Origin of the sequence: Tessaracoccus coleopterorum, from assembly GCF_011174705.1 — a bacterium.
GTDB lineage: Bacteria > Actinomycetota > Actinomycetes > Propionibacteriales > Propionibacteriaceae > Arachnia > Arachnia coleopterorum.
Genome location: NZ_JAANIJ010000001.1, coordinates 551,293 through 564,510 on the forward strand (window position 1 = coordinate 551,293; position 13,218 = coordinate 564,510).

Genomic DNA, 13,218 nt, shown 5'->3' on the forward strand with positions numbered 1-13,218 from the left:
CAAAGAAGCCGCGCCGTCGAGCGACCAGATCGCAACCCTGACCCCGAAGGGCAGAAGGCCACCGCCAAGGCGGCGGCGAAGGAGGCCGCGAAGTCGGCCCCGGCGCCGGAGACCACGGTCGGCGAGACCCCGAAGATCGAGGTGACCCGGGCGAAGGCCGAGCCGACCCGCAGCCGCAGGCAGGCCGAGGCCGAGCGGATGGAGAAGCTGCACCCGACGCTCACGCCGAAGGAACAGAAGAAGGCGGCCCGCAAGGCCAGGGAGACGGCCCGCGTCGAGGCGTTCGAGAAGCAGGAGAACCAGCCCGAGCGCCTGTTCGCCCGCGACTACGTCGACACCCGGTGGACCTTCAACGAGTTCATGATGCCCTGTTCATCCTGATCATGGCGGCCACCATGGCCACCATGACCAACGTGGTTGTCTCCAGCTACATCCTGATCTCGATGTGGGTGGTGATCGGGATGGTCGTCATCAACACGTTCTTCATCTGGCGCGGTTTCAAGAAGGAGTTCGCCGGGCGCTTCCCGAGCTCGTCGCACAAGGGCCTGATGTTCTACCTGTTCAACCGCTCCATCATGCTTCGCCGCTTCCGTCAGCCGTCGCCGCGGATCAAGCGCGGGACAAGATCTGATGAGCTACCGCTGGCGCCCGGAGGCGGGGTGTTCTCCGCCTCCGCCCTCGAGGAGGCGCGTCTGCTGAAGGACTTCGAGTCGCAGGAGGCCGCCGAGGAGTGGCTGGGCCTGTTCTTCGACGAGCTGCTCGAGCAGGGCGTCACGGAGGTGGGTCTCTACGAGGAGGACCGCCTCGTCTACGGCCCGATGGCGCTCACGCCCTAGTTGTCACCCTGCGGTCCTGGACGATCAGCACCGCACCGAACGCGACGATCGCAAGGCCCGCCGCGACGGCGAACGGCGCCTGTTCCTTCGCAACCGCGATCCGGTCCTCGTAGCGTTGGACCTTCCCGCCCTCCTCGTTGGTGAGGCTCGAGTACTGACACGTGTCGCCCGGCCCCATCTCGACGCCGCGGCACGACGTTGAGGGCGCCACGAACGACACCACACCCAGGCCGCGACGACGAGCCCGGCGACCACGAAGCCCCACAGGCCGATGCGCTTGATCATGGGCGCCAACGTAGCGCGACTCGGCCGTCGGTCCAATCGTCGCTGCGATGTGGATAGGCTGACGGGGTGAGTCGAAACATTGCGAACCTGACCATTGCCAAGTCCCTGCCGAAGTCCGCGGACGTCGTCGTCGTGGGGCTCGCCACCATCAACACGGATGACATCGCCGTCGTCGGCGTGTCCCCCGAACTCGACAAGGCCTACGGAGCCGCCTACGGCACCTCCGTGATGGCCATGGCCAGCGCGCTGGGCGCGGCCGCAAGCGCGGAGACGGTGACCATGCTCCCCTCCGTGGACGGGACCCGCGTCGTCGTCGTCGGCCTCGACGACGCCGACGTGACGCCCGAGCGGGTCCGCCGCGCCGCGGGCTCCGCCTCCGCAGCGTCGCAGGGCTCGAAGGGCCGACGGCTGGAACGTCGCCCTCTCCCTCGAACTGGGCGACCCCGAACTGCTCCAGGCGGCGGGCGAGGGCGCGCTGCTCGGCGCCTACCAGGTGCCGAAGCTGTCCGCGACCACGGAGGGCAGCCCCGTCGCGGGCATCACGCTGGTCTCCACCACCGTCAGCGCCGTCCAGAAGGCGGCCGTGGCCGCCGCGACCATCACCGCGGCCGCCGTGAGCCAGGCGCGTGACTGGACCAACACCCCTCCGAACCTGCTGTACCCCGAGTCGTTCGCCGAGGCTGCCCGCGCCCACGTCAAGGACGCGAAGATCGCCGTCGAGATCCTCGACGAGAAGGCACTCGAGCGCGGCGGCTACGGCGGCATCCTCGCCGTCGGCGGAGGCTCGGCCCGCAAGCCCGCCTGGTGCGGCTGGCGTACTCCCCGCGCGGCGCCACCCGGCACCTCGTGCTGATCGGCAAGGGCATCACCTTCGATTCGGGCGGCCTCGACATCAAGCCCGCGGGCCAGATGGCCGGCATGAAGTGCGACATGTCCGGCGCCGCCGCCGTGATCGCCGCCATCCGGGCGATGGCCGACCTCGGGCTCAAGGTCAAGGTCACCGCCTACGCGGCGATGGCCGAGAACATGCCGTCCGGCAGCTCCTACCGCTCCAGCGACGTGCTGACGATGTTCGACGGGCAGACGGTCGAGAACTTCAACACCGACGCCGAGGGCAGGCTCGTGATGGCCGACGCGTTCGGCCGCGCCGCGCAGGACTCCCCCGACATGATCGTCGACGTGGCCACCCTGACGGGTGCCTGCATGGTGGCGCTCGGCATGCGCACCGCTGGCCTGATGACCAACGGTGAGGCCACCTCCGAGCGGGTGCTCGACGCAGCCGAGGTCGCGGGTGAGGACTTCTGGGAGCTTCCACTGACCGACCACATCCGCGGCCAGCTGAAGTCGCCGGTGGCCGACATGTCGTCTGGCTCCGGTAAGCGGTGGGGCGGCGCGCTGGTGGCGGGCGCCTTCCTGGAACGGTTCGTCCCGAGGGCGTGGAGTGGGCGCACCTGGACATCGCGGGCCCGGCCGACAGCGACGAGGCCTACGGCTACGTGCTCAAGGGCGGCACCGGAATGGGTGTCCGGACCCTGATCGCGCTCGCGGGTCAGCTGGCCGAGGGCGCCTGACCCTGCTTCGACGCACGCTTGGCGCGGAGCCCGTACTCACGCATCCGCTTCGGGTACGGGACCACGCCTGCGTCGTAGCACGGGAGGCTGTGGTCGTCGGCGAACTTGTAGCCGTACTCCGCGCTGGGTAGCCCGCGCCTCGTCGACTCGCCGTCGGCGGCGACGAGCAGGATCGACGGCGGGTTGAACGAGGTGGGCTGTTCCACCCACGCCTCGATCCCCGCCGGGTGGCGACGAAGTCGAGCAGGTGGTCGCGGACGGCGTCCGGCACCAGCTCGGCCTCCCTTGCCAGCTGGACCTGCTTCTTCCGACGGCCGAACCATCCCACGGCCCCATTATTGCCCAAGCGTCCCAGCCCCCGCATTCTGCGAGACTGTCCCCATGACCCGAGACTTCGACCTCGCCATCCTCGGCGCCGGTTCCGCCGGCTACGCCTGCGCCCTGAGGGCAGCCCAACTGGGGCTGCGCGTCGCCCTCGTCGACGACGGGGCCGTCGGTGGGACCTGCCTGCACCGCGGCTGCATCCCCACCAAGGCGTGGCTGCAGGCCGCGAAGGTGCGCCGCACCGTCGCGAAGGCCGCAGGCTTCGGGGTCGATGCGACTCTGCAGGGCGTGGACGCCGCCCGGGTCCGCGGCTACGCCGACGGCGTCGTCGGCCCTCTGTTCAAGGGGCTCACCGGCCTGATCGCCTCCCGCGGCATCACCGTCATCCCCGAACGCGGCACCGTGGTGGCAGACGACGGCCGCGGCCCCGGCATCGAGACCGGCGGCCGGGTGCACCGCGTCGGCGCCGTCGTCGTGGCCACCGGTGCGACCCCGTGACGCTCGGCCTGCCCGTGGACGGCACCCGGATCGTCACCAGCGAGGAGGCGCTGCGCCTCGGGTCGCTCCCGGAGCGCGCCGTCGTGCTCGGCGGAGGCGTGATCGGCGTCGAGTTCGCGTCGCTGTGGTCCGACCTCGGCGTCGCCGTCACCCTTGTCGAGGCCACCGACCGGCTGCTGCCTGCCGAGGAGCCCGGCCACTCGAAGATCCTGGCCCGCGAGCTCGCCAGGCGCGGCGTCGACATCCAGCTCGGCCGGCCCGTCACCGGCGCCACCGCCACCGACGACGGCGTGACCGTCACGCTCGGCGATCGCGAACTTGCCACCGATCTGCTGTTGGTTGCGGTCGGGCGCCGCCCGGCGAGCTCGGGGCTCGGCCTCGCGGAGGCGGGGATCGGGCTGACCGCCACGGGCCACGTCGTGGTCGACGACTCCCTGCAGACCGCGGCCCGGGCATCTACGCCGCGGGCGACCTGGTCGCCGGGCCGCAGCTCGCGCACCGAGGCTACGCGCACGGCATGTTCCTCGCGGAACTGATCGCCAGGAAGGCCGGACGGTTCGACGAGGTGCCGACGCTCCCCGCGACTCCGCCATCCCACGGGTGACCTACTCGAGCCCGCAGGTCGCCTCCGTCGGCCTGACGGCGGCCCAGGCAGGGGGCGACGCCGAGGTTGTCGACTACCACCTGACGGGCAACGGAAGGGCGCAGATCCTGCGGGGTCCGGGCGAACGCGAGACGGGCGTCGTGCGCCTGGTGCGGCGGGCCGGAGGCGAGATCGTCGGCGTGCACCTGATCGGCGAAGACGTCTCCGAGCTGATCGCGGAGGGCGCGCTGCTGGTCGGATGGGCGGCCACCCCGAGGACGTCGCGGGAATCGTCCACCCCCATCCGAGCCTCAGCGAGTCGATCGCCGAGGCAACCTGGGCCCTCGGCGGTCGTCCGCTGCACACACACTCCTGATTTGGCATATAGGCTGGGGTCCGTTCAAGCGGTAAGCGAAGGAGCCAACTCACATGTCAACCGAAGTCACACTCCCGGCACTGGGCGAATCCGTCACGGAGGGCACCATTTCCAGGTGGTTGAAGGCGGTCGGAGACACTGTCGAGGCCGACGAGCCGTTGCTCGAGGTCTCCACGGACAAGGTCGACACCGAGATTCCCAGCCCTGTTTCGGGCACCCTGCTCGAGATCAGGTTCAATGAGGACGACGTCGCCGAGGTCGGCGCCGTGCTCGCGGTCATCGGCGACGCGGGCGCAGCCCCGCTCCCGTGGCCCAGGAGGCCGCACCGGCCCCGCACCCACCCCGGCACCCGCGCCGGCACCCGCCCCTGCCGCTCCTGAAGCCCCGGCCCCGGCCGCCGCTCCCGCCGCCGGCCCTGCCTCCGGCACCGAGGTGACCCTCCCCGCCCTGGGCGAGTCCGTCACCGAGGGAACCATCTCCCGCTGGCTGAAGGCCGTCGGCGACAGCGTCGACGCCGACGAGCCGCTGCTCGAGGTCTCCACGGACAAGGTCGACACGGAGATCCCCAGCCCCGTGGCCGGCACCCTGCTCGAGATCAGGTTCAATGAGGACGACGTCGCCGAGGTCGGCGCCGTGCTCGCCATCGTCGGTGACGTGGCAGCCGCCCCGGCACCGGCTCCCGCAGCCCCCGCCCGGCTCCTGCCCCGGCTGCTCCGGCTCCTGCCCCGGCAGCTCCGGCTCCTGCCCGGCAGCTCCGGCGCCGGCTCCTGCTCCGGCACCCGTGGCCCCGGCTCCTGCCACCGCGCCGAAGGCCCACTCGTCGGCAGTGGCCGACGCCGTTGCCCGCCGCGCCTCCGAGGCATCCGCCGACGGCACCTACGTGACCCCGCTGGTGCGCAAGCTGGCCAAGGAACACGGCGTCGAGCTCACCGCCCTCAAGGGCACCGGTGTCGGCGGCCGCATCCGCAAGCAGGACGTCCTGGAGGCGGCCGAGGCCGCGAAGGCCGCTCCCGCTCCCGCCGCACCGGCCCCGGCCGCCGCTCCCGCCCCGGCCCCCAAGGCGACCCCGTCGCCCGAGGCCGCCGCCGTGCGTGGCACCACCGAGAAGCTCACCCGGCTCCGTAAGACCATCGCGACCCGCATGGTCGAGTCGCTGCAGGTCTCGGCCCAGCTCACCGCGACGGTCGAGGTCGACGTCACCGCGATCAGCCACCTGCGCGCGCAGGCCAAGGACGATTTCAAGAAGCGTGAGGGCGCCTCCCTGTCGTACCTGCCGTTCATCACCATGGCCGCGGTCGAGGCGCTCAAGCAGTTCCCGATCGTCAACGCCACGATGGACACCGAGGCCGGCACCGTCACCTACGCCGACTCCGAGAACATCGGCATCGCCGTCGACACGGAGAAGGGACTGCTGGTTCCCGTCATCAAGCACGCGGGCGACCTGAACCTCGCCGGCCTGGCCAAGAAGATCGGCGACCTCGCGGCGCGGACCCGCACCAACAAGGTCGCTCCCGACGAGCTGTCGGGCGGCACGTTCACCATCACGAACTACGGTTCGGCCGGCACGCTGTTCGACACGCCCATCATCAACCAGCCGCAGGTGGCCATCCTCGGCACCGGTGCGCTCGTGAAGCGGCCGGTCGTCGTGGAGGACCGTTTCGGCGCCGAGTCGATCGCGATCCGCCACATGATGTACCTGTCGATGAGCTACGACCACCGCCTCATCGACGGCGCGGTCGCCGCCCGCTTCCTCTCCGCGGTCAAGGACCGCCTCGAGGACGGCGACTTCACCGCAGAGCTCGGCCTCTGACCCGCCGTAACCAGCGTCAGATCCGGCCCGGGAGCATCCGCTCCCGGGCCGTTTCCGTCTCACCACCACCCACCGGGCCGGGGCCCGACATCCGATCTGCTTGGATGGCCCCCGTGATCATCGGGATGGGAACCATCGTCAACGTGGCCACCGTCGTCGTGGGCTCGCTGCTCGGGATCCTGCTCGGCAACCGGATCCGGGAACACACCAAGGAGACCATCACCTCCGTGCTCGGGCTCTTCACCATGGTGCTCGGCGGCATGTCCGTGGTGGCGATGAACTCCGAAGCCCTCGGCACGGTGGTCGGCAAGGCCGCCATGATCGTGGTGCTCGCCGCGCTCCTGATCGGCGCCGTCATCGGCACCACGCTGCGCATCGAGGACCGGTTGGAACAGGGAGCGACCTGGCTGCGGGGCAGGTTCTCCGGCGCGGGCGACGCGGCACGGTTCGTCGATGGCTTTGTGACGTCGACGCTCGTGTTCTGTGTCGGCCCGCTCGCCGTCCTCGGCTCGTTCTCCGACGGCCTCGGCCGCGGCGCCGAGCAGCTTTACATCAAGGCCATCCTCGACGGGTTCGCCGCGATGGCCTTCGCCTCCACCCTCGGCTGGGGCGTCCTCGCCTCCGCGGGGCGGTGGCCCTCATCCAGGGCTCGCTCACCGCGCTCGGCTACTTCGCCGGCGACGTGCTGTCTGCGGCCCAGATCGACGCGCTCACCGCCGCCGGCGGCGTCCTCCTCCTGGGGCTCGGCCTCCGGCTGCTGAACCTCAAGCAGGTGCCCGTCGGGGACCTGCTGCCCGCGCTGCTGCTCGCCCCCGCGTTCGTGCCGCTCGCCGCCCTGTTCTGAGGGGTAGGCTCGTCGACGTGCTGAGCTTCGAGTACCGCGGCCTGGGTGAGGACCCCCACACCTCCGACTACCAGGAGACCTGGGATTACCAACGCGAGGTGCACGCGGCGGTCGCCGACGGTGGGCGGGCCGACCACGCGATCTTCGTCGAGCACTCCCCCGTCTACACGGCGGGTCGCCGCACCAGGCCCGGCGACTACCCCCTGGACGGCACCCCGTCATCCCGGTCGACCGTGGCGGGAGATCACCTACCACGGGCCGGGCCAGCTGGTCGGCTATCCGATCATCCGGCTCACCGACGGCGTCGGCGTGGTCGACTACGTGCGGGCCCTCGAGTCCGCCGTGATCGCCCTGCTCGACGGGTACGGGATCGTCTCCGGGCGGGTCGAGGGTCGCACCGGCGTGTGGCTGTCGGCAACCGGGTCGCTCCCCGAGCGCAAGATCTGCGCCATCGGCGTGCGCGTCGCCCGCCGCACCACCATGCACGGCTTCGCGCTCAACGTGCTGAGCTCCGCGGAGCGGTTCGGCAACATCGTGCCCTGCGGCATCTCCGATGCGGGCGTCACCTCCATCATCGAGGAACTGCCCGGCTCCTGGAGCGTCGCGGGCGTTGCCCACGACCTGCAGCCCCACCTCGAGCGTGCCCTCGCGCCGTTGCGGGAGGCCGCCGTCGCCGTCGGGTAGGGCATGGGGCCCGAGTGGGTAGACTCAGCCGGGTGACCGCAGTGCAGCCCGACGGACGACGCCTCCTCCGCGTCGAAGCGAAGAATGCCCAGACACCGATCGAACGTAAGCCGAGCTGGATCAAGACCACGGCCAAGATGGGCCCCAACTACCGCGACCTGCAGGAGATCGTCAACACGGGCGACCTGCACACCGTCTGCCAGGAGGCGGGCTGCCCCAACATCTACGAGTGCTGGGAGGACCGCGAGTCCACCTTCCTCATCGGCGGGACAAGTGCACCAGGCGCTGCGACTTCTGCCAGATCGAGTCCGCCAAGCCGGACGGGTACGACCCGGCCGAACCGCTGCGGGTGGCCGCCTCCGTGAAGAAGATGGGGCTGCGCTACGCGACCATCACCGGCGTCTGCCGCGACGACCTCGAGGACGAGGGAGCCTGGCTGTATGCCGAGACCATCCGTCAGGTCCACTCCGTCAACCCCGGGTGGGCGTCGAGATGCTCGCCCCCGACTTCTCGGGACGACCCGAACTGCTGCAGCAGCTCTTCGACGCGCGCCCCGAGGTGTTCGCGCACAACGTCGAGACGGTGCCCCGCATCTTCAAGCGGATCCGCCCCGGCTTCCGCTACGCCCGTTCCCTCGAAGTGCTGACGATGTCGCGGGAGGCGGGCTCGTCACGAAGTCCAACCTGATCCTCGGCATGGGCGAGACCCGCGAGGAGATCTCGTCGGCCCTTCGTGACCTCCACGACGCGGGCACCGAGATCATCACCATCACGCAGTACCTGCGTCCCAACGCCACCCTGCACCCCATCGACCGGTGGGTCACCCCACAGAGTTCGAGGAGCTGGATGAGGAGGCACGCACGATCGGATACTCTGGCGTGCTGTCAGGCCCCTCGTCCGTTCCTCGTACCGGGCGGGACGTCTGTACCGCACGGCGATGGACGCCCGTAAGAAGAACGACTGAGAAGCAAAGCGAGCAATGGCAAAGTCCGAACGCGCAAAAGCACTTGAGGCCAGGCAGAAGGCTGAGGCCCGGGCCCTCAAGGAGCAGAAGAAGAACTCGACGGACCCGGCAGACTGGGGCCGCTGGCGTCAGATGCTCGAGACCTACAAGGTCACGGCCAAGCACGACAAGGCGCTGCCCTGGCTGATGCTCGGCGCGTTCCTCGTGCCGTTCCTGGTCGTGCTGATCCTCGGGATCTGGCTGGCGGGCGGAAGCCCCTCACCATCATCCTCTGGGTCGTGATGGCCATCATGCTCGGTTTCCTCGGCGCCATGGGCATCTTCGCCCTGCGCGCCAGGAGCGCCGTCTACAAGCGCTTCGAGGGCCAGGCCGGTTCCGGTGAGGTCGCCCTGCAGATGCTGCCGAAGAAGTGGTTCTCCGACCCGGTGATCGCCGTCACCCGCAGCATGGATGTCGTGCACCGCACCATCGGCCCCACCGGCCTGATCCTGATCGGCGAGGGCGAGCCCGGCCGGCTCAAGCCGCTGCTCGCGAGCGAGAAGCGCAAGCACGAGCAGGTGGCGTTCGGCGTCGACGTCAAGGTCATCCAGATGGGCAACAAGGAGGGCAGGTCCCCCTCGACAAGCTCGCCACCCACATCAAGAAGCTGCCGAAGGCGCTGACCGACGACAAGATCGCCGAGGTCCGCCAGAGGCTGCGCGCGCTCGACGCGATGCGCCCCAAGGCACCCATCCCGAAGGGCCCGATGTCGACCAAGGGCGCCCGCGCCGCCATGCGCGGCCGCTGACCGGTGGCCAACCTCGTCAACCTCGAATCCGTCACCCACGGGTTCGGGACGATGATCCTGCTCGACGGGATCTCGCTCGGCCTCGGCGCCGGTGACGTCATCGGCGTCGTCGGCCGCAACGGCGACGGCAAGACCACGCTGCTGCGCATCCTCACCGGCGACCTCGTGCCCGACAGCGGGCGCGTGACGATCGCCAACAACGCCTCCATCGGCGTCCTCACGCAGGCCAGCGTCGGCGACGACTCCCAGAGCGTGCGCGACTGGATCGTCGACGGCGAACCCGACCACGTGTGGGCCGCAGACGCCGGCCGTCGCGGCGTCGTCGAGGCGCTCCTGCCCGGCTTCGACCTCGACCGCCCACTCGGTGCCCTCTCCGGAGGCGAGCGGCGCCGCGTCGGGCTCGTGGCGGTCCTGCTCGGCCACCACGACCTGATCGTGCTGGACGAACCCACCAACCATCTCGACGTCGAGGCCGTCGCGTTCCTGGCCTCCTATCTGCAGGACCGGATCCGCGCGGGCCTCGCGATGCTCGTCGTCTCGCACGACCGCTGGTTCCTCGATGAGGTGTGCAACCGGATCTGGGAGGTCCACGACGGCATCGTGGATCCCTACGAGGGCGGCTACGCGGCCTACGTGCTCGCCCGCGTCGAACGCCAGCGTCAGGCGGCGGCCAACGAGGCGCGCCGCAGGAACCTCGCCACCAAGGAACTCGCCTGGCTGCGACGCGGCGCCCCGGCCCGCACCTCGAAGCCGAAGTTCCGGATCGAGGCCGCCAACGAACTGATCGCGGGCGAACCCGAGCCGCGCGACCGGTTCGCGCTCCAGCAGTTCTCCGTCACCAGGCTCGGCAAGGACGTCTTCGACCTCACCGACACGACCTACGCCATCGGGGACGCACCCTGCTCGACAAGGTCACCTGGTCGATCGGGCCAGGCGACCGGATCGGGCTGGTCGGGGTCAACGGCGCAGGCAAGACGAGCCTGCTCGACCTGCTCGCCGACCTCCGCCACCCCACCGCCGGCCGGATCAAGCGGGCAGGACGTTGCGGCTCGGCTACCTGACGCAGACCGTCGGCGAGCTCGACGACTCGGACCGCGTCCTGTCCTCCGTCAAGCGCCTCAAGGAGGAGACGCGGCTCGCGACCGGCCGCGAGGCCAGCGCCTCGTCGCTGCTCGAGGAGTTCGGCTTCACCGGGGACAGGCTCGTGGCACGGATCGGCGACCTGTCCGGCGGCGAGCGGCGCAGGCTGCAGTTCCTCCGGCTGCTGCTCACCGAACCCAACGTCCTGATCCTCGACGAGCCCACCAACGACCTCGACATCGACACCCTCACCGTCATCGAGGACTACCTCGACGGATGGCCGGGCACGCTGATCGTGGTGAGCCACGACCGGTACTTCCTGGAGCGCATCACCGACTACACGTACGCGCTGCTGGGTGACGGCAGCGTCGCGCTGCTGCCCGGCGGCGTCGAGGAGTACCTCGCCCGGCGGGCCGCGGGCCGCTCATCCGAGGCGGCCGCAGGGCCCGCGGCCGCTCCCGCCACCACGAAATCCGACGCGGCCGCCGAGCGGCAGCGGAAGAAGGATCTCGCCCGCATCGAGGGCCAACTCGAGAAGGTCGGCACCGAGATCGACCGGCTCCATGCCGCGATGGCGGCTGCCGCGTCCGACTTCGAACGACTCGGCTCCCTCGACGCCGAACTGCGCGACGCCGAGGCGCGTCTCTCGGAGCTCGAGGAGGCGTGGCTCGAGGCCGCGGACTGACGGCCCTCAGGCGGTCCCGTGGAACAGGCGCACGATCAGCCTGGTGCCCCAGCCGCGGTAGGGCGGGTACAGCAGCCGCGCCGTGTCGGGGTGCAGCGGCTTGTGCAGCACCGAGCGGTCGTGGCTGAACGTGTCGAAGGACCGCTCCCCGTGGTAGGCACCCATCCCGCTGGCCCCCACCCTCCGAACGGGAGCCCCGGGCACCCAGGTGCGCCGTCGGCAGGCCGAAGCACAGCGCGCCCGATGTGGTGTGGTGGGCGAAGGCCCTGCGCACCCTGCGGTCGTTGCTGAACACGTACAGCGCCAGCGGATGGGGTCGCTCCCCGATGAAGGCGATCGCCTCCCGCGCCGAGCCCACGTGCACGATGGCAGGATGGGGCCGAAGATCTCCTCACGCATGAGCGGTGAGTCGGGGTCGGCGCCCGGCACGATCGTCGGCGCGATGTGGCGCCCATCGACATCGACCGTGCCGCCGACCGCGACGGGCTGCCCCTCCAGCAGGCCGGCGAGGCGTTCCGCATGGCCGCGGGTGACGATCCTTCCGTAGTCGCCGTCGACGGCGGGGTCGGGCCCGTAGCTCTCGCGCACGGCGCGTTCCAGGTGGGGCAGCAGCGCCGCCGCCGTGGCGGGGTGGCGAGCAGGTAGTCGGGCGCGACGCACGTCTGACCGGAGTTGAGCAGTTTGCCCCACATGATGCGGCGGGCGGCCACGGCGAGGTCGACGGTGTCGTCGACGTACACGGGCGACTTGCCGCCCAACTCGAGCGTCACCGGGTGAGGCGCGCGGCCGCCGCCTCGGCGACGATGCGGCCGACCCGGCCGGAGCCGGTGAAGAAGATGTGGTCGAACCGCTGCCGCAGCAGGTCGCCGATCGCATCGGCCCCGCCCTCGACCACCGCGACGCCGCGCGGGTCGAGGTAGGCGGGGATGAGCTCGGCGAACAGGGCGCTCGTGGCGGGGCGAGTTCGCTCGGCTTGATCACAACGGCGTTGCCCGCGGCCAGGGCGCCCACGAGCGGGCGAACACCAGGTGCAGCGGGTAGTTCCACGGCCCGATGATCAGCACCACCCGAGTGGCTGCCGCACCCGGTGCGCGGTGGCCGGCAGGAACAGGTAGGGCAGCGGCACCGGCCGGGCGCGCATCCAGCGCCTCAGGCGGCGCAGGGCGTGGTCGATCTCGCCGAGCACCGGGCCCGTCTCGGTGATGACGACCTCGGCGGCCGGCTTGCCGAGATCGGCGTACAGCGCATCCTGGATCCGGCCGAGGTTGTCCGTGATCAGGGCCCGGAGGCCCGTGAGCTGTTGCCTCCGCCAGCGGTAGGTCGCGCTGACCCCGCGGTCGAAGAAGCCCTGAGTTCGGTTGTGACGTCGTTCACCGCGCCCCCACCTCCGTCTTCCGTTCCGGTCGGGCCAGTTCGGCCACGGCCCTTGCCGCCGCATCGATGACGCCGCGGGTGAGCGCGTCGTCGTGCGACACCAACCAGGTGAGGGTCAGCCCGTCGGTCAGCGTGATGAGCAGGGCGGCGGCCGTCTCCGCGGGCACCGTCCAACGCCACCCCGTCGCGGCGGCAGCGCGCTCGAGCGAGTCGAGCGCGATCCTCATGTACTGCTCGTACTGCCGCCTGGCCAGGGGCTGCCGGTGCGCAGGGCGTGCAGGGTGAGCTCGAGCATGGCGCGTTCCCGCACCGGGTCGCTCCTCAGGTGGTCCAGGTAACTGGTCAGCGATGAGGCGATCAGATCGGCAAGTGACGCGTCGGTGCCCACAGCGGGCAGCACGGCCTCCTCCTCGACGGCCAGCACCTCGGCCATCAGCGCCTCGATCAGCTGCTCGCGCGACTCGAAGGCGTAGTGGAAGCTGGCGAGCGACATACCGGCCTCGGCCACGATCGCTCGT

At 70.7% G+C, this 13,218-nt stretch carries 12 protein-coding genes and 9 pseudogenes; 14 read left to right on the top strand and 7 right to left on the bottom strand.

Annotated features, from left to right (window positions below):
* The first annotated feature begins 141 nt into the window (after positions 1 to 141).
* Positions 142 to 381, top strand: a complete 240-nt coding sequence (locus G7085_RS29305) for a DUF3043 domain-containing protein (RefSeq protein ID WP_197509986.1) — start codon at positions 142 to 144, stop codon at positions 379 to 381.
* A complete protein-coding gene (locus G7085_RS03490) occupies positions 342 to 836 on the top strand; it encodes a DUF3043 domain-containing protein (RefSeq protein WP_197509987.1) in 495 nt (164 codons plus the stop codon). The genes G7085_RS29305 and G7085_RS03490 overlap by 40 nt, the downstream gene beginning before the upstream one ends.
* Here G7085_RS03490 and G7085_RS03495 read toward each other — a convergent pair.
* Complete coding sequence (locus G7085_RS03495; RefSeq protein WP_197509988.1) at positions 826 to 1,056, bottom strand: hypothetical protein; 231 nt, start codon at positions 1,054 to 1,056, stop codon at positions 826 to 828. The genes G7085_RS03490 and G7085_RS03495 overlap by 11 nt on opposite strands.
* A 299-nt stretch (positions 1,057 to 1,355) precedes the next feature.
* On the opposite strand from G7085_RS03495, the gene G7085_RS23775 reads away from it, so the two are divergent.
* Positions 1,356 to 1,751 carry a M17 family peptidase N-terminal domain-containing protein gene (locus tag G7085_RS23775; protein ID WP_231979930.1) on the top strand — a complete coding sequence of 132 codons (396 nt, stop codon included), beginning with the start codon at positions 1,356 to 1,358 and terminating at the stop codon, positions 1,749 to 1,751.
* A pseudogene (locus tag G7085_RS23780) lies at positions 1,744 to 2,692 on the top strand (leucyl aminopeptidase); the annotation flags it as partial. The gene G7085_RS23775 and the pseudogene G7085_RS23780, both read left to right, overlap by 8 nt.
* Here G7085_RS23780 and G7085_RS03505 read toward each other — a convergent pair.
* Positions 2,671 to 2,898 carry a hypothetical protein gene (locus G7085_RS03505; protein ID WP_197509989.1) on the bottom strand — a complete coding sequence of 76 codons (228 nt, stop codon included), beginning with the start codon at positions 2,896 to 2,898 and terminating at the stop codon, positions 2,671 to 2,673. The pseudogene G7085_RS23780 and the gene G7085_RS03505 overlap by 22 nt on opposite strands.
* A gap of 175 nt (positions 2,899 to 3,073) precedes the next feature.
* On the opposite strand from G7085_RS03505, the gene G7085_RS29315 reads away from it, so the two are divergent.
* From G7085_RS29315 to G7085_RS03545, 10 genes and pseudogenes are all read left to right on the top strand, one after another.
* Complete coding sequence (locus G7085_RS29315) at positions 3,074 to 3,514, top strand: FAD-dependent oxidoreductase (RefSeq protein ID WP_269451757.1); 441 nt, start codon at positions 3,074 to 3,076, stop codon at positions 3,512 to 3,514.
* On the top strand, positions 3,511 to 4,050 hold the full coding sequence (locus G7085_RS29320; protein ID WP_331715448.1) for an FAD-dependent oxidoreductase: 540 nt from the start codon (positions 3,511 to 3,513) through the stop codon (positions 4,048 to 4,050). Before G7085_RS29315 ends, G7085_RS29320 begins: the two co-directional genes overlap by 4 nt.
* Positions 4,051 to 4,114: 64 nt before the next feature.
* Positions 4,115 to 4,315 (top strand): annotated as a pseudogene (locus tag G7085_RS23785) (dihydrolipoyl dehydrogenase); the annotation flags it as partial.
* Positions 4,316 to 4,526: 211 nt separating this feature from the next.
* Positions 4,527 to 6,283: pseudogene (gene sucB / locus G7085_RS03520) on the top strand (2-oxoglutarate dehydrogenase, E2 component, dihydrolipoamide succinyltransferase).
* A 104-nt stretch (positions 6,284 to 6,387) separates the two neighbouring features.
* Complete coding sequence (locus G7085_RS03525) at positions 6,388 to 7,044, top strand: DUF554 domain-containing protein (RefSeq protein WP_269451758.1); 657 nt, start codon at positions 6,388 to 6,390, stop codon at positions 7,042 to 7,044.
* The gene (locus G7085_RS29325) at positions 6,969 to 7,127 is read left to right on the top strand and encodes a DUF554 family protein (RefSeq protein ID WP_269452013.1); all 159 of its coding nucleotides are present in this window, start codon (positions 6,969 to 6,971) and stop codon (positions 7,125 to 7,127) included. Before G7085_RS03525 ends, G7085_RS29325 begins: the two co-directional genes overlap by 76 nt.
* Positions 7,128 to 7,144: 17 nt before the next feature.
* Positions 7,145 to 7,811 (top strand): annotated as a pseudogene (gene lipB / locus G7085_RS03530) (lipoyl(octanoyl) transferase LipB).
* 32 nt (positions 7,812 to 7,843) lie between these two features.
* Positions 7,844 to 8,774 (top strand): annotated as a pseudogene (locus tag G7085_RS03535) (lipoyl synthase).
* A 15-nt stretch (positions 8,775 to 8,789) separates the two neighbouring features.
* Positions 8,790 to 9,561: pseudogene (locus tag G7085_RS31940) on the top strand (DUF4191 domain-containing protein).
* 51 nt (positions 9,562 to 9,612) lie between these two features.
* Positions 9,613 to 11,326 (top strand): annotated as a pseudogene (locus G7085_RS03545) (ABC-F family ATP-binding cassette domain-containing protein).
* A 6-nt stretch (positions 11,327 to 11,332) separates the two neighbouring features.
* On the opposite strand, the gene G7085_RS03550 reads toward G7085_RS03545, so the two are convergent.
* The 5 genes and pseudogenes from G7085_RS03550 to G7085_RS03575 form a co-directional block, all read right to left on the bottom strand.
* On the bottom strand, positions 11,333 to 11,986 hold the full coding sequence (locus G7085_RS03550; protein WP_197509990.1) for an aldehyde dehydrogenase family protein: 654 nt from the start codon (positions 11,984 to 11,986) through the stop codon (positions 11,333 to 11,335).
* A gap of 35 nt (positions 11,987 to 12,021) precedes the next feature.
* A pseudogene (locus G7085_RS03560) lies at positions 12,022 to 12,269 on the bottom strand (aldehyde dehydrogenase family protein); the annotation flags it as partial.
* Positions 12,270 to 12,383: 114 nt separating this feature from the next.
* Positions 12,384 to 12,764, bottom strand: a complete 381-nt coding sequence (locus G7085_RS03565; protein ID WP_197509991.1) for an aldehyde dehydrogenase family protein — start codon at positions 12,762 to 12,764, stop codon at positions 12,384 to 12,386.
* Entirely contained in the window at positions 12,697 to 12,927 is a 231-nt protein-coding gene (locus G7085_RS03570; protein ID WP_197509992.1) for a hypothetical protein, read from the bottom strand. Before G7085_RS03570 ends, G7085_RS03565 begins: the two co-directional genes overlap by 68 nt.
* A pseudogene (locus G7085_RS03575) lies at positions 12,924 to 13,217 on the bottom strand (hypothetical protein); the annotation flags it as partial. The gene G7085_RS03570 and the pseudogene G7085_RS03575, both read right to left, overlap by 4 nt.
* Position 13,218 lies beyond the last annotated feature (1 nt).